Genomic DNA, 21,626 nt, shown 5'->3' on the forward strand with positions numbered 1-21,626 from the left:
CGCTCCTGAAGGGGACTTGACGCCACGCTCACGTGAGCTAGATCAAATTCTTCGTTTAGCCGCCTAGACCACCAGTTGCAACTTTTTGATACTTAGCTCAGGAATTTAATTTCTGGGTCAATTTCTGCAAAAGTATAGAGAAAAATAAGAGTATTGGATGGCATTAGCCAACTAGATAGATGCGGGTATATTTGCTGAAATTCGTTGAGAAAAGCAGGTTTAGAAGTTGCAAAAGCTAGTTTAGAAGTTGCAAAAGCTAGTTTAGAAATTGCAAAAGCTGGTTTAGAAGTTGCAAAAGCTGGTTTAGAAGTCGCAAAAGCTGGTTTAGAAGTCGCAAAAGCTGGTTTGATGAAAATCGTTCAAATAATTCCATAACGCTTAATGAGCTCAAGTCGAATTACCCCCCTTAATCCCCCCTTGCCAAGGGGGGAAACAAGAAATCTAGTTCCCTCCCCTTTGCAAGATTTGTTGCAGTTGCAAGGCTTGAAATATGACGGGGGGAAACAAGAAATCTAGTTCCCTCCCCTTTGCAAGATTTGTTGCAGTTGCAAGGCTTGAAATATGAAGGGGGGAAACAAGAAATCTAGTTCCCTCCCCTTTGCAAGGGGAGGGTTAGGGTGGGGTAAAACATTACGACGTAAATAAAGCAACTATTTCAAATTGTTTAAAAGCCCGTCTTTTAAACAATTTGACTTTTGACACTTCTCCTATCGGAGACGCTACGCGAACGACTTCGCTCAGTGTTAACTTTTGACTTCCGCTTTGCGGTACTAAGTATATTTGCGAAAGTGAGATACCCGCCTAGTAAACCAATAGTAACAACAGCTACCCATCGCATCGGCTAGAGGGGGATGAGCCAAAGCAGACTAAAAATTTATTTTTATAACTGAAAATTTTATTTTATTTATGTGTTAAGTAACTTTCAGGATGTTATCTGTATAATATATCATTCAGTCTGAATTATCGAATGTATAATCTATCATTCAGTCTTATTAGTTATTGACCTCTATTACTCATTGATAGGTTGAGATTTGGGAATTAGGGTATCTCTTTTTAAGACATAACATATCACTCACCTAGTAGTTATTTATTAACGGAATTTGAGAAGTTATGTAGGCATACTCTATCCTAGACATTACCTAAACTTTTAGCACAGAAATCATGAGCCATTATATGAATAGCTCCCATGTTTACGGCACTATCCAATGTCTCAAGAATTATTAAACTCCTTTCAAGAAGCATACAGCAATCTTGAACTGTTTCCACTGATGGAACGGAACGAAATGGAAAGATTTAGAGTCGAGTATGGTGATGATTTGATTGCAGAACTTAACCAATTAGTAGAAGATAGTCCCAACCGAGATGGCAAAATTGTCTTTACAGGACATCGGGGATGTGGTAAGTCTACTTTGTTAGCTGAGTTTAGCAGACAAATTCAAAATAAATATTTTGTAGTTCTATTTTCTATTGCTGAAAAAATTGAAATGTCGGCGGTTAACCATATTAATATACTGTTTGCGATCGCAGTTAATTTAATGACAGAGGCTGAAGCCCGCCAAGTTGATATTCCTCAATCTACTAAAGAAGCTCTTTATAAGTGGTTTGCTACCCGTACTCGCACCGAAGAATTAAATTTGCAGGCAGAAGCTAGTATCGGTTTTGACCTTTTAAAGTTAATTAGTTCTAAACTAAAAGCTGATGCTAGCGTTCGGGATGAAATTAAACAAGAATTTGAACGCAAATTATCAGATTTAGTTGCCAGAATTAACGAAATTGCGGCTCTCATTCAAGCTGCAACTAAACAAAACGTTTTAGTAATTATTGATGATTTAGATAAACTTGACTTAGGCAGAGTTAACGAAATTTATCGAGATAATATCAAAGCTCTCTGTCAACCTAACTTTCAAATAATTTATACTATCCCGATCGCAGTACTTCGTGAAACATTTATCAGCACAATAATTGCTACTGAAACTAACGACCAAGTTGTAGCAATGCCTGTGTTAAAAATTTTTGAGAAAGGTAAAAATCGGTTCCTTAACGCCAAACCTAGCCCGGAAGCAACAAAGATGCTCGGTGAAGTTTTACAAAAGCGGATATCTAGTGAATTAATCGCGGCAGAAACTGCTGAAAAAATTGTGATTTACAGTGGGGGTGTATTACGAGAGTTAATTCGGATTTCTAAGGAATGCTGCCGCATTTGTTTGCGGATTATCCGGCGAAATCCTTCAGCAAAAGTGATCATTGATGATAAAATTCTCCTAGAAGCAATCAATAAAATTCGCAATGATTTTTCCATACGTTTAGGAAAGGTTGATATAGATATTTTGCAGAGTGTTTATGAACAATTTATGCCCAATGACCCCAAACAAGCAGAGTTTTTGGATTTGCTACATGGGCTATATGTTCTAGAATATCGCACTGATGAAACTTGGTACGATGTTCATCCAATTATTATAGAAACATTGAAAATCAAGGGAGCTATTAATGTTAAATGAACACTTATTAGATGATCAGGGAGAAAATCAAGATGCCTATGATGATTTAATTGTTTCTATTGAAGCTCAAAAGCGGGGGTTAAATTTACTGATTGCAGTTTGCGATGATGCTAGCTTTCGTAATGATATTATCGCTCACTATAAAGCCGAACTAAAACCTAAATTTCATCTATATGGAGTGACTTTAGCACGTCAGGAACCGAGCCTAAAAGCTACACTTAACCAACTGGTACAACAAGAAGAATATCTCCGTCAGCAGAACCGAGCAGTGATTACTGTGACGGGTGCTGAACAACTTTATTTTCTCCGACTGGGAAATGAGCAATCGGAACAGGAGAAATTTTTTGGTTACTTACAGTGGACAAGAGAAGGATTGCGCGAGTTTCCTTTTGCCATCGTGCTTTGGGTAACTAACCAAATTTTAGTTAACTTAATTAAAAAAGCCCCTGATTTTTGGAGTTGGCGCAATGGTGTATTCCGGTTTGAATCTAAAAAGACGAATGCTATTCCTGGTAAAGAACTAGAACATATACGCTTTGTTTTTAGAAACACAGAATTAACCAGCACAGATACTAATGAAAATAATCTCTTTTTCTTACCTATTCAAGATTTACAAAGGCTGATTGAGAAAGTAGAACAGGAACGGGGAACTAAAGACCCCACTTTGGCTACTTTATATGCAAGATTGGGTGATATTTACCGCAGCAGATTAGATCGAGGTGAATCTCAAAATTATCAAGAAGAACAGGAATTAGCAATAAAATATTGGCGACAGGGGAGTGAATTGCAAAATGAATTAGGTTTGCAGATAGACTTAGCTACTAGCTTCAACAATTTAGCTGGATTATATCGGGCAACAGGACGCTACAGCGAAGCCGAACCATTGTATCAACAAGCTTTAGAACTGAGGAAACGCCTGTTAGGAGACAACCATCCTTGTTTCGCTACTAGTCTCAATAATTTGGCAGGACTTTACAAATCTATTGGCCAATATAGTAAAGCAGAACTCCTATATCAACAAGCTTTAGAACTAAGAAAACGCCTGTTGGGAGAAAACCATGCCGATGTTGCCGCTAGTCTCAATAATTTAGCATTATTATATGATGAACAAGGACGTTATGACGAAGCAGAACCTCTATATCTACAATCATTAGAACTCGAAAAACGTCTGCTTGGCAAAAATGATCCTTGTTTCGCTCTTATATTGAATAATTTAGCACTACTTTTTTATCATCAAGGACGTTACAGTGAAGCTGAACCGTTGTCGCAACAAGCAATAGAATTAGATAAGCGATTTTTGGGAGAAGAAAATCCTGATGTTGCTACAGATTTGCACAATTTAGGTTTAATATACCGCGCTCAAGAACGTTATGGTGAAGCTGAATCTTTGTTTTTGCAATCTTTGGAACTCAAACAGCGTCTATTACAAAAAGCTCATCCGCTTTTAGCTGATACTATCTACGCTCTTGGTTATATGTACAGAGAGCAAGGGCGCTACAATGAGGCAGAACCTCTATGTATAGAAGCCTTAAAACTCGATAAGAACTTGTTGGGAGAAAATCATCCCAATGTTGCTGAAAGTCTCAACAATTTAGCAGAAATGTATCGTCAAACAGGACGCTACAGCGAAGCAAAACCCCTTTATTTGCAGGCTTTAGATATTAGTGAACGAATTCGGGGTGTTAATCATTCTCGTAGTGTTGCCATTCGTCAAAATCTAGAAAAACTTGGCGTAGCAATGCAAAATAATTAGAAAGATCGCATTGCTGTTTGAAAGTATAAACTCAGGTGTTGCATATTTGCGGGATGATTTATGTCACGCAGAGGAGCCAGTGCGTTGGGCGGCTCTGCCGACTTGTTCGCGCAGCGTCTCCGGTAAGGAGAAGCACCTGGCGTCGCGCAGAGACGCAGAGAGTATAAGGAGTTTTAGATTTCATCCCTTGATTCAGCAACGCCTAAACTCATATAGCAGTCCTAAATCATTTGTGAAAGCTGCTCTTTCTTCTCTGCGAGACGCTGCGCGTTGGCGGAAGCCTCTTGCAGAGATTGCGGTTCGTTAATTTTCACAACTTAGATAGGATCGCTATATCATATTCCAAGAAGCCAAAATAACTAGTCAATTATCTTTTTGCGATCGCATAGTCTTAACTCTTAACTATTTAATATGGTTGAATATCTCATTTTCTTAGCAATTTCTACGGCAATTTTTGCTTTATTCGCACTGGGACTCAATTTGCAATGGGGTTTTACAGGGTTAATTAACTTTGGTCATATTGCTTTTATGACACTCGGAGCATATACAACTGTGTTGTTAAGCTTAAAGGGTGTCCCTCTACTAATATCGGCGCTGGCGGGGGCAATTGTCGCCGCTTTGTTGGGTTTGCTAATTGGTTTTGCAACTCTCCGCTTGCGGGAAGATTATCTGGCAATTGTCACCATTGGTACAGGAGAATTAATTCGTTTGGTGGTAAATAACCAGGATTTACCTGTGGGTGACACCTGGATTTCTGGGGCGTTTGGTGTGCAAAGTTATCGCATACCCCTATCTACAGAGCCGAATTTATTTGTCAGATTTGTGATGATTGGACTGTTGACGCTGCTAGCTGCTGTAACTTTCTGGGCGTTATGGCGGTGGATTAGTATCAGCCAAATATCTCGAACTACTGATTTAGGGCAAAATAAGATTAGCAAGCAAGAATTTGCATCACGCTTGGGAGTGGGAATTTTCTTAGCAGTTTTGGCAGCAGCGATTTATATTTCTGGGGTAATCGGACTGTATAATTACAACCCAAAAGCAAGTTTAATGCTGGTGTTGCTGCTGATTGTAGCATTTGTATTCTGGCGGTTAGAAATTTTGGTGCGATCGCCTTGGGGTCGAATTCTCAAAGCCATCCGCGAAGATGAAGAAATTCCCAAGGCATTAGGAAAAAATGTCTTTTGGTATAAACTACAATCTCTCATGCTTGGAGGTGCGATCGCTGGCATCGCTGGTGCTTTCTTCGCTTGGCAACTCAGTGCCATTTACCCTGATAATTTTCAACCGCAACTAACATTTGATACTTGGATCATGGTAATTTTAGGCGGTTCTGGTAATAATGTCGGCACAATTTTAGGTGCAGTAATTTTCTTTGCTTACGATGCGCTAACGCGAGAAGTTTTGCCCAGAATCGTCCCCCTTGACGAAGCCCGTTTGGGTGCATTTCGGATTATGGTAATCGGACTAATTTTGATGGTACTAATGATTTGGCGACCTCAAGGTATTCTAGGGAAAAAGGAGGAACTTACCCTTGGTAAATAACCAGTCATCGCCACTTCCCCTTTTGGTAGCTACTGGACTTTGTAAAAGCTTTGGTGGTATCAAAGCAGTTAATGAAGCGAAAATTGAAGTTGCTAAAGGCAGCATTACAGGTTTAATTGGCCCCAATGGTGCTGGTAAAACTACTTTATTTAACTTACTCTCTAACTTCATCCGCCCAGATAAAGGACGAGTAATTTTTGATGGCGAACCTATTCATAACTTGCAACCATATCAAATTGCCCAACAGGGAGTAGTAAGAACTTTTCAGGTAGCACGGACTCTTTCGCGGTTGTCGGTGTTAGAAAATATGCTGCTAGCGGCGCAAAAACAGACGGGTGAGAACTTTTGGCAGGTGCAGTTGCAACCACACATTGTAGCTAAGGAAGAAAAGCAACTGCAAGAGCGAGCAATGTTTCTATTAGAATCAGTGGGTTTGGCAAAAAAAGCACATGACTATGCTGGCGGTTTATCTGGGGGACAACGCAAGCTACTGGAAATGGGACGGGCGCTAATGACTAATCCCAAATTAATTTTGTTAGATGAACCGGCTGCTGGGGTGAATCCGAGGCTGATTGATGATATTTGCGATCGCATTATCACTTGGAACCGCCAAGATGGGATGACCTTTCTGATTATCGAACATAATATGGATGTGATTATGTCCTTGTGCGATCGGGTTTGGGTACTTGCTGAAGGGCAGAATTTGGCTGACGGTACACCCGCAGAAATTCAAAGCAATCCCAAAGTTCTAGAAGCTTATTTGGGACAATAGAGTGCGATTGGCTTTCTGCTTATGCTTTGAGAAGTAGGGGATCTTGTTAATCACAAATAATTTTGCTTTGATATAGATTTTCTGAGTAATTCGGGAATACTAAGGGCTGAAAGCTTAGACCCGATATCGGGTTTTGGATATTTAAAGACTGACTTATGAAAAAGATTGCTGACTCAATAATCATCGGAATCATCCTGCTTGGACTTTGCAGTTGTAGCTCAGTCAAATCCACTGACCCAACAAATTCTAATCAAGTTATCAGCCAAGCTGATTCTGAAGCCCAAAAAATCATTAAAATTGGAGCTTCCAGTTCAACAGTAACTGTTTTAAAACTTTTAGCAAAAGCTTATCAATCCCAAAATAAAACTGTCAAAATTGAGTTTATCGCTAGTAGCCAATCCGAAGGTGTGATCGCAGCCCTAGAAAACGATATTATTGATATCGCTAGCAGTAGTAGCAAACTCAAACCAGAAGAAGATAACGGTAAAATTCAATATCGTGAACTAGCACAAGATTTGTTAGTTGTCGCCACTAATAACAATGTTAAAGGTATTACAAACTTATCAACCAAGCAATTAAAAGCTATTTATAAAGGTGACATCGCAAATTGGCGAGAATTAGGCGGTGCTAATGCAGACATTGTAGTGTTGGATAGACCCGAAGACGAGTCAGCAAAAAAGTTACTGCGAAAATATTATTTGGGAGAAGAGAAGACCACAACTAAAGCCGTGATTTTAAAGAAAGAGACAGAATTGCTCGAAACCTTACAAAGTACTCCTAATTCCATCGGCACTTTTTCTTTAGCGTCTTCCCTCATTAATCAATTGCCTGTCAATCATCTCAGTCTCAATGGTGTTGTTCCCAAAGCGGAAAACTTTGCCAGTGGTCAATACCAAATGGTGCGTCAGATAGGTATTATCTGGGAAAAAGCACCTTCAGCACCTACTCAGGGTTTTATTGATTTTATCTTTAGCAAAGAAGGTAAAAAACTACTACAAAATAATGGCTTTGCTCCTGCCAAATAAATTAACCATTCGTAATTAGGACTTACGCAAAACTACACCCGGTAAAGGCAATTCATGAATTGCCCCTACCCAATAATCAAGGTTTCAGCTATTGTTTGCGTAAGTCCTGGTAATTACGAATTATTGTTGAATGTACCATGCAAAGATTTTTCAGGAGGCTGAGACTCAGCCAAAAAATTGTTCTACCGTTGCTTGGAGTTTATCTGAGCGTATTTATGCTGGGCTTAGTAGTGCTAGGACATTGGTTTACGGATAGTTTGCAGCAGAACTTTATCCAACAAATCGAAAGTTTTGCCGAACGAGTTTATCAGGATTTTCAGTATGAACAACAAACACTAGAAACTGAAATCGAGCTAATTGCTAATCGAGAGATGCTGAATCAGGCTGTTGAACAGCGTAACCAAGGGTTGCTTTTGCAGATATTACTACCAGTTAAGTCTGTTTTGAAATTGGATTGGATTAAGGTAATTGATACTCAGGGCAATGTCCTCGTAGATTTACGGAACAATTCGTTGAATCAAGCCAAGTTTTTAGACGAAGTAATTACCAGCACTGCTAGTAGAGGAGCGCATTTAGTCGATTTGGTAGATGTAGAAAGCAAGCAACAGGTTCTACAAGTGATAACAAATGGGATTAAATCATCAGCAGGACTCTTGGGATCAATCATCATTGGTAATTTAGTAGATGATACCCTACTGCAAAAAATTGCTGCGGGTTCTTCCAAACACCTGATTGTCCAGAGACAAAATCGTGTAGTTGCGGCAACATTGTTGGCAGCCAAGGCTGGAACTTGGCAATTTCCTCCTCCTAATTTGCTTGCTAGACGAATCACTATTGACAACAAAAACTATTTAGCCAAAAGCATCGTATTTACAGGTGCGAGTCAGTCTTTAACAATCACAGTGTTGGATTCAATCTCGCTACTAGAAGTTACCCAATGGAAGTTATGGGAGCATTTAGGACTGTTATTTTTGTTGGGAAGCAGTATCTTAGTAGTTATTGGGTTTTTAATTGCACGAACAATTACTCGTCACCTAAAAGCTGTTACACAGGTCGCACAACGAGTCACCCAAGAATCTAATTTTGATCTCCAAGCTCCCGTAACAACTGAAGACGAGGTGGGAATCTTAGCTATTTCTTTTAACCAGTTAATTCAACAGGTAAAGCGACTGCTAGCACAACAATCTGAAGCGAACCAAAAGCTAGAGGTTTACAGCCAAACACTAGAAGAAAAAGTAGAAGAGCGAACGCAAGCACTACGACAAAAAAATATCCTTCTCAAGGATACTTTACAGGAACTAAAACATACCCAATCCCAATTAATCCAGAACGAAAAAATGTCTTCTTTGGGACATTTGGTTGCTGGGATTGCTCATGAAATCAACAACCCAGTTAATTTTATCTACGGCAATCTCAAATACACTGATGATTATACTCAACAATTGCTGGTGTTACTTCAACTTTATCAAAAACATTACCCCAACCCAGAACCAGAAATTCAAAATGCTAAAGAAGAAGCTGATATTGAATATTTAACAGAAGATTTACCGAAAATGTTGACCTCCATGAAGATTGGAGCCGATCGCATCCGCGAAATTGTCCTCAGTTTGCGAATCTTCTCTCGTTTGGATGAAGCCGAGTTTAAAACTGCTGATATCCATGAAGGAATAGACAGCACCCTGTTAATTTTACAACACCGGATAAAATTCCAAAGCGTAGACGCATACTCCTACGGAGAAGCAAGCTACGCTAAGGGTCTCGTAGAGAAGCGGCTTGTCAATAGACATCGCCCTCAAATCAGTGTGATTAAAGACTATGCTGAAATCCCTAAAATCCAGTGCTTTGCAGGACAATTGAATCAGGTATTTATGAATATCTTAGCAAATGCTATTGATGCTTTAGAAGAGGCTTTTCACAACGGGCTTTGTTCAGAACCGATAATTCGTATTTCTTCAGGCCAGGTGAATGAAAATGTCGTTGTTCATATTGTTGATAATGGCACAGGGATTCCAGAAGCAATCCAGTCACTTCTATTTGACCCCTTCTTCACCACAAAACCAGTTGGTAAAGGAACTGGTATGGGATTATCAATTAGCTACCAGATTATTACTGAAAAACATGGTGGCTCGTTACGGTGCGTTTCATCACCGGGACAGGGTACAGAGTTTGTGATTACAATCCCGATTCGATAAGTCGGAGTAGCAGTTTTTGAGAACTCTAAATTTATTTTTTAATCTTCGCTATTTTCTGCAAAATTGACTTGCTCGTAAAGGTCGCGCAATTCAATTTGAAAATCAACCGTTCGCAGTGAGAAAGTTACAGATTCATGTTCAAATTCAGTAAATGACTATTGACTTTCCGCAGTTTTTATATATTGCATCAGATGATACTGAATATTGGTCAATTAAAATATACCCATTGAATTCGGAAATAGAGCAAGTATTATTAAGGTGCATTTACCGACGATACCGTAAAAACAAGTAGCTGCATAACCAGAATAGAGCCTGCTTGGGCACGTTAACCATCTCAATGTTATCCTAGTCTTGCAACTATCTACTTTAACTGCACTTTTTAACTTACTGCCTTAATGATGATTACTATACCATTGAGGTGTTTTCATCCTGTAGCACAAAGCTAGAGGTAGTTCCGCCCAATCATAATAAATATATAAGACACTTAGGAGAAAAGCAACGCATGGGCAAGGTAGTCGGCATCGACTTGGGTACGACCAACTCAGTAGTCGCCGTTATGGAGGGTGGCAAGCCGGTGGTGATTGCCAATGCAGAAGGAATGCGAACAACCCCCTCCGTAGTTGGCTTTAGCAAAGAAGGCGAAAGGGTAGTTGGGCAAATGGCACGGCGACAAACCGTCCTCAACCCTCAAAATACCTTTTTTGCAGTTAAACGCTTCATTGGGCGCAAATATAGCGAACTTAACCCAGATTCCAAGCGTATACCCTACACCATCCGCAAAGACGAAGTAGGTAATATTAAAATTGCCTGTCCTCGCCTGAATAAAGATTTTGCTCCCGAAGAAATTTCGGCAATGGTGCTGAAAAAATTGGCAGACGACGCTAGTCGCTATTTGGGTGAACCAGTCACAGGGGCAGTCATTACAGTACCCGCTTATTTTAACGATTCTCAGCGACAGGCAACCCGCGATGCTGGCAGAATTGCTGGTTTAGAGGTGCTGCGGATTCTCAATGAACCAACTGCTGCATCTTTGGCTTATGGATTGGATCGGGGTGAGACGGAAACTATCTTAGTATTTGACTTGGGTGGTGGCACCTTTGACGTGTCGATTCTAGACGTTGGCGATGGGATATTTGAAGTTAAAGCTACCAGTGGAGATACACAACTTGGTGGTAACGACTTTGACAAAAAAATAGTCGATTGGTTAGCAGAGCAATTTTTAGAAACAGAAGAGATAGACTTAAGACGCGATCGCCAAGCTTTGCAACGTCTAATGGAAGCGGCGGAAAAAGCTAAAATTGAGCTTTCTGCTGTCAGCGTCACCGATATTAACTTACCATTCATCACCGCCACGGAAGACGGCCCCAAACATCTGGAAATTAGTTTAACCCGTTCCCAGTTTGAAGGTTTGTGTGGTGATTTGGTAGGGCGATTGCGAACACCAGTGAAACGAGCGCTCAAAGATGCCGGACTTTCACCTAGAGATATGGAAGAAGTTGTGTTAGTTGGCGGTTCTACCCGGATGCCAATGGTGAAGCAGCTTGTGCGGGACTTAATTGGTACTGAACCCAACGAAAACGTCAACCCCGATGAAGTCGTGGGCGTGGGTGCAGCAATTCAAGCCGGAATTCTCGCAGGCGAACTCAAAGATGTGCTGCTTTTGGATGTTACACCCTTGTCTTTGGGATTGGAAACCATCGGCGGCGTGATGAAAAAATTGATTCCTCGTAACACTACTATCCCAGTCCGCCGCTCTGACATTTTTTCTACATCCGAAAATAACCAAAATACTGTGGAAATCCACGTAGTCCAAGGCGAACGGGAAATGGCCGCAAACAACAAGTCTTTAGGACGGTTTAAGCTGTATGGCATTCCCCCAGCACCACGAGGAATTCCCCAAGTACAAGTATCCTTGGATATCGATGCTAACGGTATTTTACAGGTAACAGCCCTAGATAGAACCACTGGTCGAGAGCAGAGTATCACCATTCAAGGCGCTTCTACCTTGAACGAGTCGGAAGTGAATCGAATGATTCAAGACGCTCAGAAATACGCCGATGTTGATCGAGAACGCAAAGAAAGGATCGAAAAGCGGACTCGTTCGGAGGCGTTAATTTTCCAAGCAGAACGACAGCTTAGAGAAGTAGCTTTGGAATTTGGTATGCAGTTTGCCCGCAGCCGCCGCCAAAAAATTGATAGTATTTGCCGTGAACTAAAGGATAGTCTTAAGGAAAATAGCGATCGCGGTATCGATCAATCCTACGCCGATTTACAAGATGCTCTCTATGAGCTAAATCGGGAAGTCCGCCAGACTTATGCTGAGGATGAAGACGACAACTTGTTTGGTACTATCCGTGACATCTTTACTGGCGGCGATAAGGAACAAAAACGCGAACCTGGGCGAGATGCCTATCGGGAACGCGATTCTTATGGTAACGACTATGGCCGAGATTACGGTAAAGACTATGGCAGAGACAGAGACTATGGCCGGGATAGTCGTTCTTCCTTCTCTGATAGTCGTTCCTCCTCTGATAGTCGTTCCTCCTCCTCTGATAGCCGTTCACGCAAATCTCGTCCCAGCTACCAAGATAACTGGGATGATGATGAAGACAATGATTGGTTGTAGCACTTTTAATAAAAGTTAGGAGTGAGAAGTTAAAAATTAAATTTTTCAACTCCTAATTCCTATACAGACGCGATTAATCGCGTCTCTAATTAATCCAAAATCCCTTAATCAAAATCTAAAATTTAAATAACTGAACTATGCAAAATTTGCCAAATTTCCGCGATTACTACGAGATTTTGGGAGTATCCAAAGACGCCTCTAGCGAGGAAATTAAAAAGGTTTATCGGCGGTTAGCAAGGCAATATCACCCCGATCTCAATCCGGGTAACAAAGCATCTGAGGAAAAATTTAAGGATATCGGCGAGGCTTATGAAGTCCTTTCAGACCTAGCCAAGCGATCGCAATACGACCAGTTTAGTCGCTACTGGAAGCAAAAAGGCTTTGCCAGCAACAAACAGACACCAAAAGCCAAAACCTGGCAGAATAGCGCTGGTGGCGTGAGCAACGGTAATCAGGACGTAGATCCAAGCGAATTCTCCGACTTTGAAAGCTTTATTAATCAAGTTATCGGCGTCAAAAATAAGAGTGCAGCAAGTAATTCTAGTAATGGCAATACTAGCGATCCGTTTCGTTCCCCCAGAACAAAAGTTGCTTATACAGTTAACACTCCACCTCGCACAACCCGTCGGGATATAGAAGCTAGATTAACGCTCCCACTAGAAAAAGCTTATCAAGGCGGCAATGAACGCATTCGTTTGGAAGATGGGCGATCACTAGAAGTTAATATGCCACCAGGTATGGTAACAGGTCAAACCATTCGTTTACGCAACCAAGGCGTTGGTGGTGGCGATCTATACTTGAAAATTACCGTTGAGCCTCATCCATTATTTAAGATAGAAAATTCAAATATACTCTGCCAGGTTCCCGTTACTCCCAGCGAAGCAGTTTTAGGAGGACAGGTAGAAGCACCAACTTTGGACGGGCCAGTGAAAATGACAATTCCCCCAGGAGTCAGATCAGGTCAAAGATTGCGCTTGGCGAATAAAGGCTATCCTGTTGAAAACGCTAAACGTGGCGATCAATTGGTGGAAATTCAGATAGTTACCCCGAAAAATATTAGTCAAGAAGAACAGGAACTTTACGAAAAATTGCGTCAAATTGAAACCTTTAAACCCCGTGCTGATTTACTGCGTTAGCTTGTCCTCGTGCTTTGATGTCTTCAAAAAAAGCCTGCATCGACTCTTCGTTATATTCACTATACTCACCGCTATTAAGCTGCTTGATACCAATGTTGATTTCGTGTTGTAACGCTTGCAGTTTCAGTATCCGCAGTTCTTCTTCAAGGCATTGGAGTTGATCTATCATCTGCTGGAATGCTTGTGCTTCATGCACCACAACCTCAGCTTTCCCATTGACAGTTAGCACCAGGGGGGACTTTGTAAACTTAATCTGCTCTACGTAGTCTTTGGCATTGCGTTTGAAGTCTGTAAGAGTTTGAATGTTTTTAAGATTAATTCTAATGTCCATAACATTTAATAAAGTGCTTTATAATATATTTTATTAAGATGCTAGACCTGCTGTGTCTTTTTCCGTTTCTCTAAATTCATAATAGATTTAAAATATAAGAAATATATTTGAGCAAGGTGACTCAAACAGCCGTGAATCAAAACGGGGCAATGCCACAAAGCAGTGAACCCACTTATTACTCTTTGCTAGGACTACATCCCTCGGCATCGGTAATGGATATTCGTCGTGCTTATAGGGAACTAAGCAAACGCTATCACCCTGATACTACAGACTTGCCAAGTGCGATCGCTACTGCCAAATTTCAGCAACTCAACGAAGCCTACATCACCCTGAGCCATCCAGAACGGCGCTTCGGCTACGATTTAAAAATTGGCTATTCCCGCTTTGGAGTGATTCAACCACCCCTTGACTTGAATCATCCTGTCTCAGGTTCTCATGACAGGTCAAAATCAGCTTACCTTGATGCCAGCGATCGCCCCCTCTCCTCTGGCGAAATCTTTGCTTTATTTATGCTGGTATTAACATTTGTCGGTTGTCTACTATTAGCAGTTGCCATTGGCTTAACTCGTGGTGAAGCTGCTTTCCAAACACATTTACTACAGTCAACTCCATCTATACAACAACACATTAACCATGTGTTGCAACTAATTACCTCTGTGGTAATTAAAAATTAAAAAATTTCCTAATCCAAAATCTAAAATTCCTATGCTTCTTCTTCCTTCTGATACCCCCCTATATAATCATTCCCTGCCACAAATTGAACAGTGGCTAAAAGACCAAGGCTGTCAACAAGACGATATACAGAGGCATTGCTGGCGTGTGGAGCGGACTAGTTGGCAAGCTGAATTATGGCTTGATGTTGAGCAAGTCGTAGTGCGATATGTCCAATCTGGGGAAAATAGACAAGAGATCCAACGTTCATTTAAGTATTCTCTGAGTCGGGATGATATAGAACAAGCGGTGTTTTCTGGCCCATAGGAAAGCGCTAAATACAATTCACTAGCAATCATCAAGGCGCGATCGCCTTAGGGCGAAAAAAGTACTAGAAAAACAGGCTTTCTCGCAATACTGAGGCAGAAATTGGCGGGTGGGTTGATTGTAAATTTAGACCAAAGTCGATAGCGATCGCATTTCTAAAAATTATAAAATTTGCTTGGCAGCCGGAATCAGGGTTTTACCAATCAGTGAAGGAAGGGTGAGATGGGCGATGTCTACGACGGGTTACGCCTACGCACATTTGGGCACAAGAAAGCAGGTACATCAACTTTTTCAAATCCGTCCCTTGTCTCACCAACTACTCCGACGCTGGCGAATCCAGTGCGAGGCTTTGGTTTACCAACGAATAATGTTATCCAAACAGCAACTGAGGAATCAACCAACCTTCAAGAAGCGCAGGCTGCTAATGAGCAATCCTTGTTATCAGAAGCCATTCACCAACAGTCTTTTGGTCACGACATTAGTCGCATATCCTTGCGTCGTCCCCAGGCAAAACTGACGGTGGGTGCGCCCAATGATGTCTATGAGCAGGAAGCAGATCGCGTCGCAGACAAAGTGATGAGTATGCCCGATGCCAAGCCATCTGTGCAGCGTGAAGTAATGCCAGAAGAGGAAGAAGAAATTCAAACCAAAACTCTAGGTGATTCGATTCAGTGCGAAGTAATGCCGGAAGAAGACGAGGAGATTCAAACAACAAGATCCGCCGATGCAGGCTTTCCATTAGAGAGCAATCTCGAAAATCGGCTGAGTAGTAGTCAGGGTGGAGGCAGCCTGCTGCCGGATGAAGTGCGATCGTTCATGGAACCGCGCTTTGATGCCGACTTCAGCCAGGTGCGGGTGCATACAGGCAACGCAGCCGTAAAGATGAATCAGGATTTGAACGCCCAAGCCTTCACACACAAGCAGGATGTTTATTTTGGTGCGGGAAAAGCTCCTGCGAAGGATGCTTTGACTGCTCATGAGTTGACCCATGTGGTGCAGCAAACAGGTGCAGTTCAAACTAAAACCGCCAGCATTAATACAGCCATTCAGCGTGATGATCTTAAAAATCCAACTATCACCCCTGCACAACAGGAACCAGTTGTAGCAGAACCAGGAATCATGTCAAAGCAAGACTTCCTGAATCGCTGTGGGCAAGTCAATACTATCATTGATGCTGCTGATCGAGGGACAACAGCTTGGCTGCTGAGTGTTGCCATCGCCTATGGCGATGCCTGGAAGAACCATACTGATACATTAATTGCACAGGATAATCTCGAAAAACTACAGGATGAACTTATTTTGGGTGCAGCGTTGGCATTCATTCCAGGTGGGATTGGTGGGATGGTTGGCGGAGCACTCAAGAATGCTAAAAGTAGTGACTTTATCATTGATGGAGTAAAAGATCTGACTAAATATGTAGGGAGATCGCCTGCATTGTCTGGATTGAAGGGGGGAGGTATAGTAGGTTCAAGTGGACAAGGTTTGAAGGCTTTTCCAACTGATCCAGGGCAATGGCAAAATCAAGTTGCATTAAGAATCAAAAGTGAGCTTTTAGTTGCAACAAACAATTTAGAATTATGGCAAGAGATAGCTAATTCAAAGGTTTCAATTGCACTGAATTTTGATCCAGTTGTAGCAATGAATGGGGCACTTGTTGTTCAGGGGCAGAAAGCAGCAGCGCTTCAACCAGTTGACCAGGCACAAACTAGCAAAGACTTTGAGAAAGGGTTTTGGAAAACATGGCTAGAAAACTATTCATATAAATATATGGAAGGTCCAGATAATTCAGCTCATTTGGCTGACAAAGTGGGCAAAAAGATTCGCAATCGTTGTGAGTCATTGGGATTAGACATTACTCCCTATAAGGAGGAGTCAAAAAGGAGGGTGGCAGAACGCAATCAACTATTTATTATTAAGTAGGGTTATTTAACCATGTTGCAATCTTCAGTTTCACAAGCTGAACTGATTGAAAAACTTCGAGGAACTCGTCGCTCTTATCCCATTGATGGTGATTTCTTTGGAGCCGATTTTCGGGGTGCTGACCTATCAGGTCTTTCGCTTTCAATGGTTTCTCTAGCTGCCGCGAAGTTTGATGAAGCTAATCTTATTGGTTGTCAGTTTCGTCAAGTCGATTTAACGAATGCTTCGCTGATCAATGCCAAGCTAGATCGAACTCGTTTTGAACTAGTGAATGCCGGAGCAGCTTCGTTTATTGGCATTCAAGCCTTTGAAAGTCGTTGGGAGCAAGTTAACTTAACAGGTTCTGACTTCTCCAATGCTAATTTAACTCAGGCTGTGTTTCGCAGTTCCATACTTGAATCATCCTGTTTTAATGATGCCGATTTTTCGGAAGCAATGTTAGTCTACTCCAATGCAAATACAGCCAGCTTTCACAGAACTTGCTTTCTATGGGCTAACACTATCGGCTCGACCTTCAGTCAGGCTGATTTTACCGATGCCAGAAAGTTTTTTATCTGTAGAGAAATCGTGGTTGAAATTCTTCGTCGAGAAATAGGGGATAGTGTAGAGCGTTCAAAATTAGTCGGATTTGTCGCAGTTGGTACACAGTGGTGTTACCCAGAGTGGAAACGATTTCTTCAAACGGAACCTCAATATCATGAAATAGCCCTTGAAATTTTTCGTCGTTACCCTGAATCTGGATTTGTTGAAGCATTAAGAGCAGGTTGGAGGGGTAATTCTTAAGTGCGATCGCTACCCGCTACCATTGTCGAAAGATGCGTAGTTTACCGCCGCAGGCATCGCGGTTGAAAAGGGAGGAGGGCGATCACTACTTGGAGAGTTGGGACGAATGCGATCGCATGAGTTGTTTGAACCAGTACAATCGTTTCTTGTAGTGCGATCGCCTAGCTTCTAAAGTAGGTATAGCTGACAAAAGCAGATCGCTTACAATTAAAGTTACTCCTACTTTGACAAAAATCCATGCAAATCGTTCTGCCACCTGAAGTAGAAGCTCTAGTTCAACGTCAACTCACTAGTGGTAAGTATCAGAACGCGATCGCAGTTATTCTTGCAGGCATAAAACTCCTGGAACAGCAAGAAGACATCTATCAAGGACGACTGCAAGACTTGCAACAAGAAGCGCGTATTGGATGGGAAGCATCCGGGCGGGGCGAAGTTGTTGATGGCTCGGCTGCAATGACTCAAATTCGCGCCAATGTCCGCTCACGCTACGGTGTTTCAGACGAAGCATGATCCCACAATTTCGCCTTACCAAACCCGCAATTCAAGACATTGAGCAGATAGCGGATTACATTGCTAGACAATCTGGCTTGGCTCAGTCTGAGGGTTTTTTAAGTAAGCTGGACGTGAAATTTGCCCAAATTGCTCAATTCCCTCGTTTCGGACGAGGGCGTGATGAAATTTTACCTGGTATCCGTAGCCTCTCAATGGAGAATTACCTCATCCTCTATATGCCCAAAGGGCAAGATGTGGAGATTTTTCGTGTTATCAGTGGCTATCGAGATATCAAAGCCCTATTTCACGACTCTGATTCTTGATTTATACTTTCCCAAACCGCCGCTCTCGTTGCTGGTAGGCACACAAAGCGCGGTGAAACTCAGCCCGATCAAAATCAGGCCAGAGAGCATCGGTAATGTAAATTTCGCCATAAGCCATTTGCCAGAGCAGGAAATTTGAGAGGCGCATTTCTCCACTTGTGCGGATTAACAAATCTGGATCAGTAATTCCGGCTGTGTACAAGTGGCTTTCAAATACCTGTTCATTAATTTCATCGGGTTGTAGCAGACCTTGCTGCACAAGCTTGGCGATCGCCTGACAAGCTTGTAAAATCTCTTGCCGTCCGCCATAATTAGTTGCCACCGAAAACCGGATACCGCGATTATCCTTAGTTTCTTCCATTGAACGGGAAATTTCTTTTTGAAGGGATTGTGGCAAAACCTGCAAATTTCCCACAAATTTAATTTGAACATTTTCTTCGACCATTTCCCGCAGTTCTTGGCGCAAAACTCTCTGAAACAGAGTCATTAAAAAATCCACCTCTTCCTGCGGTCTTTTCCAGTTCTCGGTCGAGAAAGCATAAGCCGTCAGCGCCTGAATTCCCCAATCCTGGCAACAGCGGAGCAAATCCTTCAGAGCATCTACTCCTCGTTTATGACCCATAAACCGAGGTAGACCCTGACGTTTAGCCCATCGACCATTGCCATCCATAATTACTGCAACGTGTTGGGGCAATAATTCTCGTTTCAAGTCACTGGGCAAATCTTGCAGTTTAGTTTGTTGTAATGTCATTTTTTATTTCGAGAAGCGGTCGATGGTAATCCGAGTAAACGCGAAACCAGTGCTAGTGCCTTCGTAGCTATCTGATGAACAAAACTCAATAGACCAGGAGCAACAGCTTCCCTATCCACGGTCGGGGACAAGAGAGCCTCTAACGATTCTTTCAGCTTCTTAATCGTTAGTGGTCTATTTAGGGTTCCTCGTTCCGCTAAGGAAATAGAACCCGTTTCTTCAGATACAACGACACAAATGCAATTTTCGACCCGCTCAGTAATTCCCATTGCTGCCCGGTGGCGTGTTCCCAACTGGCGCGAGGCTGTGCGTCCCGAAAGTGGTAAAATTATACCCGATGCGACAATCCTTGATCCACGAATCAACGTCGCTCCATCGTGTAACAAAGTTTTCGGTTGAAAAATAGTTTGGATCAGTTCTTTAGAAACCTCGGCATTTAGCTTTACTCCTGGCACAGAAAAATCTCGCTCATCAATTGGCCCTGTGGTTTCCAAAATTAGTAAAGCTCCAATGCGGTTTTTGGACAATTCTTTAACAGCCTCAACAATTTCATCAATTACACTATCAGATTTGGGGATTGCTAGGCGATCGCGTTGAAACATCTGGCGGAATTCACCACGTCCCAATTGTTCCAAGAACCGCCGAAACTCTGACTGTAGAGCAACTGCCATTGCTACAGCACAACCAATCACCAACTTTTCCAACACAAAACTTAGCAGAGGTAGTCCTAATCTGCCACTTAGGGCTGAGGCTAGCATTAAGATAATGAATCCCCGCACCATCCACAGTGTCCGGCGCTCACTAATAATAATTAGTATCATGTACGTCAGCGCCAGCACTAACAGAATATCCAGAGTCCCAACTAGCAAGGACTGTGACCATCCCAGGTTTGTCAGCCATTGCTTCCACCAATCTCTCATGACATCTGGATTACACTTTTGCCTCTAATTACAGTTAGTCATTAGTCATTAGTCATTAGTCATTGGTCATTTGTAATTAGTTCCTGGCTAATGACTAATGACCAACAGAGAAATCTGAGCGAAGGCTTTCGACCATCAGAACTTCTCCCAAGGGAGACGCCTGCGCGGAGCTTGCTTCCCCGTTGGCGCAGCGTCTCGTAGGCAAGGGGTACGCGGAAAAATGACTATTTCTTCAGTCTTTCTGGTAAGCAATCTTGTCGAATTAAGTCTTGATAAGTTTCACGTTGCAAAATTAAATTTGCTTCGCCATTCGCCACTACCACTGCTGCCGGTCGGGGCAAGCGGTTGTAGTTAGATGCCATACTGTAATTGTACGCACCAGTTCCCATAACTACGAGAATATCTCCTGGTTCAGTTTTTGGTAGTAGGGCATTTTTAATTAGAATATCTCCTGATTCACAATGTTTACCAGCAATTGTGACTGTTTCGGTTAAGGGAGAAGACATTTTATTAGCAACGACTGCCCGATAAACTGATTGGTAAGTAATTGGGCGGGGATTATCAGACATTCCCCCATCGATCGCCACGTAGGTACGAATTTCTGGGATAACTTTGGATGAACCAACAGTATAGGCAGTAACGCCAGCTGTGGCAATTAGCGATCGCCCTGGTTCACTCAGTAATTTCGGCAAAGGCAGATTTTCGGCTACACAAGCTTCTTGGATCACTTCACAAATTGCCTTCACCCACTCTTCAATGCTGGGAGGATCGTCTGATTCTATATACTTAATCCCCAAACCGCCACCAACGTTTAACTCTGTAATATTTAAACCATACTTCGCGGCATCCCGCAACCACTGCACCATGACAGCAGCCAAATCTTGATGCGGTTGGCGCTCAAAAATTTGGGAACCAATATGAGCGTGTACTCCTACGCAATTAAGGGCAGATTGTTGACTGACAAAGGTAAAAACTTCATCTAGATCGTTGGGATCAAAGCCAAATTTACTATCTAAGTGCCCCGTGCGGATATATTCGTGCGTATGACACTCGATACCGGGAGTTAGCCGGAGCATGATCCGGATTGGAAGAGAGGGTTGGGCTATTTCCACAAGGGTACGCAGTTCATACCAGTTATCCGCCACAATGGTGACACCAGACTCGATCGCTAAAATTAATTCTTCACGAGATTTATTATTTCCGTGGAGATAGATTTTATTGGGACTAACACCCGCTTGCAGGGCGGTGTAAAGTTCGCCCCCAGAAACGACATCAATTCCTAAACCCTCAGAAGCGGCGATCGCACAAACTGCTAAACAATTCCAAGCTTTTGAGGCATATAATACTTGAGATTCACCCTTGTAGTATTGCTTGAAAGCATCTCGGTATTGCTGACAAGCCGAACGCAGGGTTTCTTCATCTAAAATATATAAAGGTGAACCAAACTGCTCAACTAGGGTTGTGACATCACATCCACCAATTTCCAAGGAGTCATGATGATGAACTCTGGCAGTTAAAGGTAAAAGTTCCTGATTAGGCGATGGATTTGCCTTGGTGTTGCGCCTTTGAGGTAAATATTGA

At 42.1% G+C, this 21,626-nt stretch carries 20 protein-coding genes; 15 read left to right on the forward strand and 5 right to left on the reverse strand.

The window, feature by feature from the left end:
* Positions 1-204 precede the first annotated feature (204 nt).
* The 9 genes from ACEW80_RS29995 to ACEW80_RS30035 all read left to right on the forward strand — a co-directional run bounded on the left by ACEW80_RS29995 (position 205) and on the right by ACEW80_RS30035 (position 13,547).
* Positions 205-375: a hypothetical protein gene (locus tag ACEW80_RS29995; RefSeq protein ID WP_373530102.1), complete on the forward strand. Its 171-nt coding sequence runs from the start codon at positions 205-207 to the stop codon at positions 373-375.
* A gap of 830 nt (positions 376-1,205) precedes the next feature.
* Positions 1,206-2,498, forward strand: a complete 1,293-nt coding sequence (locus ACEW80_RS30000) for an ATP-binding protein (RefSeq protein WP_373530103.1) — start codon at positions 1,206-1,208, stop codon at positions 2,496-2,498.
* The gene (locus ACEW80_RS30005; RefSeq protein WP_373530104.1) at positions 2,488-4,251 is read left to right on the forward strand and encodes a tetratricopeptide repeat protein; all 1,764 of its coding nucleotides are present in this window, start codon (positions 2,488-2,490) and stop codon (positions 4,249-4,251) included. The genes ACEW80_RS30000 and ACEW80_RS30005 overlap by 11 nt, the downstream gene beginning before the upstream one ends.
* A 411-nt stretch (positions 4,252-4,662) precedes the next feature.
* Positions 4,663-5,796 carry a branched-chain amino acid ABC transporter permease gene (locus ACEW80_RS30010; protein WP_373530105.1) on the forward strand — a complete coding sequence of 378 codons (1,134 nt, stop codon included), beginning with the start codon at positions 4,663-4,665 and terminating at the stop codon, positions 5,794-5,796.
* On the forward strand, positions 5,786-6,568 hold the full coding sequence (locus ACEW80_RS30015) for an ABC transporter ATP-binding protein (RefSeq protein ID WP_373530106.1): 783 nt from the start codon (positions 5,786-5,788) through the stop codon (positions 6,566-6,568). Before ACEW80_RS30010 ends, ACEW80_RS30015 begins: the two co-directional genes overlap by 11 nt.
* 155 nt (positions 6,569-6,723) lie before the next feature.
* Complete coding sequence (locus tag ACEW80_RS30020) at positions 6,724-7,593, forward strand: substrate-binding domain-containing protein (RefSeq protein ID WP_373530107.1); 870 nt, start codon at positions 6,724-6,726, stop codon at positions 7,591-7,593.
* 137 nt (positions 7,594-7,730) lie between these two features.
* Positions 7,731-9,785 carry an ATP-binding protein gene (locus tag ACEW80_RS30025; protein WP_373530108.1) on the forward strand — a complete coding sequence of 685 codons (2,055 nt, stop codon included), beginning with the start codon at positions 7,731-7,733 and terminating at the stop codon, positions 9,783-9,785.
* Positions 9,786-10,287: 502 nt separating this feature from the next.
* Positions 10,288-12,411 carry a molecular chaperone DnaK gene (dnaK, locus tag ACEW80_RS30030; protein WP_373530109.1) on the forward strand — a complete coding sequence of 708 codons (2,124 nt, stop codon included), beginning with the start codon at positions 10,288-10,290 and terminating at the stop codon, positions 12,409-12,411.
* Between the two features lie 137 nt (positions 12,412-12,548).
* The gene (locus tag ACEW80_RS30035; protein ID WP_373530110.1) at positions 12,549-13,547 is read left to right on the forward strand and encodes a DnaJ C-terminal domain-containing protein; all 999 of its coding nucleotides are present in this window, start codon (positions 12,549-12,551) and stop codon (positions 13,545-13,547) included.
* Here ACEW80_RS30035 and ACEW80_RS30040 read toward each other — a convergent pair.
* A complete protein-coding gene (locus ACEW80_RS30040) occupies positions 13,519-13,878 on the reverse strand; it encodes a type II toxin-antitoxin system Phd/YefM family antitoxin (protein WP_373530111.1) in 360 nt (119 codons plus the stop codon). The genes ACEW80_RS30035 and ACEW80_RS30040 overlap by 29 nt on opposite strands.
* Positions 13,879-14,027: 149 nt before the next feature.
* On the opposite strand from ACEW80_RS30040, the gene ACEW80_RS30045 reads away from it, so the two are divergent.
* The 4 genes from ACEW80_RS30045 to ACEW80_RS30060 all read left to right on the forward strand — a co-directional run bounded on the left by ACEW80_RS30045 (position 14,028) and on the right by ACEW80_RS30060 (position 17,559).
* Complete coding sequence (locus tag ACEW80_RS30045; RefSeq protein WP_373530121.1) at positions 14,028-14,552, forward strand: J domain-containing protein; 525 nt, start codon at positions 14,028-14,030, stop codon at positions 14,550-14,552.
* A 31-nt stretch (positions 14,553-14,583) separates the two neighbouring features.
* Complete coding sequence (locus ACEW80_RS30050; protein WP_373530112.1) at positions 14,584-14,856, forward strand: DUF3143 domain-containing protein; 273 nt, start codon at positions 14,584-14,586, stop codon at positions 14,854-14,856.
* A 222-nt stretch (positions 14,857-15,078) separates the two neighbouring features.
* Positions 15,079-16,776, forward strand: coding sequence for a DUF4157 domain-containing protein (locus tag ACEW80_RS30055; RefSeq protein WP_373530113.1), 1,698 nt, complete (start codon positions 15,079-15,081; stop codon positions 16,774-16,776).
* Positions 16,777-16,788: 12 nt separating this feature from the next.
* A complete protein-coding gene (locus ACEW80_RS30060; RefSeq protein WP_373530114.1) occupies positions 16,789-17,559 on the forward strand; it encodes a pentapeptide repeat-containing protein in 771 nt (256 codons plus the stop codon).
* Positions 17,560-17,644: 85 nt separating this feature from the next.
* Here ACEW80_RS30060 and ACEW80_RS30065 read toward each other — a convergent pair whose 3' ends face one another.
* A complete protein-coding gene (locus ACEW80_RS30065) occupies positions 17,645-17,815 on the reverse strand; it encodes a hypothetical protein (protein ID WP_373530115.1) in 171 nt (56 codons plus the stop codon).
* On the opposite strand from ACEW80_RS30065, the gene ACEW80_RS30070 reads away from it, so the two are divergent.
* Positions 17,797-18,069, forward strand: a complete 273-nt coding sequence (locus ACEW80_RS30070; RefSeq protein WP_373530116.1) for a type II toxin-antitoxin system ParD family antitoxin — start codon at positions 17,797-17,799, stop codon at positions 18,067-18,069. The two genes, ACEW80_RS30065 and ACEW80_RS30070, sit on opposite strands and share 19 nt — an antisense overlap.
* Positions 18,066-18,374: a type II toxin-antitoxin system RelE/ParE family toxin gene (locus ACEW80_RS30075; RefSeq protein WP_373530117.1), complete on the forward strand. Its 309-nt coding sequence runs from the start codon at positions 18,066-18,068 to the stop codon at positions 18,372-18,374. The genes ACEW80_RS30070 and ACEW80_RS30075 overlap by 4 nt, the downstream gene beginning before the upstream one ends.
* A gap of 1 nt (position 18,375) precedes the next feature.
* Here the strand turns inward: ACEW80_RS30075 and ACEW80_RS30080 are convergent, their stop codons facing one another.
* The 3 genes from ACEW80_RS30080 to lysA form a co-directional block, all read right to left on the reverse strand.
* Entirely contained in the window at positions 18,376-19,125 is a 750-nt protein-coding gene (locus tag ACEW80_RS30080) for an isoprenyl transferase (protein WP_373530118.1), read from the reverse strand.
* Positions 19,122-20,045: a diadenylate cyclase CdaA gene (gene cdaA, locus ACEW80_RS30085; protein WP_373530119.1), complete on the reverse strand. Its 924-nt coding sequence runs from the start codon at positions 20,043-20,045 to the stop codon at positions 19,122-19,124. Before cdaA ends, ACEW80_RS30080 begins: the two co-directional genes overlap by 4 nt.
* Positions 20,046-20,269: 224 nt before the next feature.
* Positions 20,270-21,626 (reverse strand): diaminopimelate decarboxylase (gene lysA, locus ACEW80_RS30090; RefSeq protein ID WP_373530120.1); only part of this gene is annotated, 1,357 nt, incomplete at its 5' end.

Origin of the sequence: Nostoc sp. (assembly GCF_041747015.1) — a bacterium.
Classification (GTDB): Bacteria; Cyanobacteriota; Cyanobacteriia; order Cyanobacteriales; family Nostocaceae; genus Nostoc.